General features: G+C 43.2%; 1 protein-coding gene. It reads right to left on the bottom strand.

The features are described from left to right. Window positions 1–708 (bottom strand): Sapep family Mn(2+)-dependent dipeptidase (locus tag MFF34_RS27970; RefSeq protein WP_238217834.1); only part of this gene is annotated, 708 nt, incomplete at both ends.

The raw sequence follows: 708 nt of genomic DNA, 5'->3' as shown, positions 1-708 counted from the left end.
AGGTAAGCCCTGCGGCATTAAAGCTTAATTTGCCTGAAGGTTCATCTTCGATTCTGCCAAAAATATTAAGTGCTCTGCCATCTTCATCAATGACATTAGCAAGAAAATCAAGGGTTTTGTTAGGTTCAAGGACCACTAAAGCCTTGGCAAGCCTAATCATAGCGTTGATGCCATCGGGAGCATCTTTAGCATGTTGGGCGAGACCATAAACCGTTAATTCTCCCTCTTTGACGACGTACTCAAAGCCAAGCTGATCTAGTTCTTTTTGTAAAGCCTCAAGCTTATCACCTAGATAAGAGGCTCTTGCAGGAACAACATTGTAGGCTTGTCCGATTTCAAGTGACAGTTTATCAGAACCTTTCCCCACTAATTTTGCCTGAAGTAGGCCTTTTTCGGCATAGGTTAAAGGGAAACTTGAATCAGGAGCAAACCCAAAGGTAGCCTGTTCTTCTACATCATTGTAGCGATTCATACACCGCCACAAAGTTTCTTCATCTGTTCCGAAAATAAAACGAATGCGTTTATTAAAGGTAACGCCTGCATCTATCAAGGCTTTGGTGGCAAATAGCGCCATCATAGTAGGCCCTTTATCGTCTTGAGTGCCTCGACCAAATAAACAGCCGTCTGCCTCAACACAGTCAAAAGGATCTGTCTTCCATAACTGACGATCTCCTTCTGGAACAACGTCCAAATGGCAAAGAATAGCCA

It is taken from the genome of Pseudomonas sp. PAGU 2196 (genome assembly GCF_022179005.1).
GTDB classification, from domain to species: Bacteria; Pseudomonadota; Gammaproteobacteria; order Pseudomonadales; family Pseudomonadaceae; genus Aquipseudomonas; species Aquipseudomonas kermanshahensis.
This window is presented reverse-complemented; position numbering and strand designations above follow the sequence as displayed.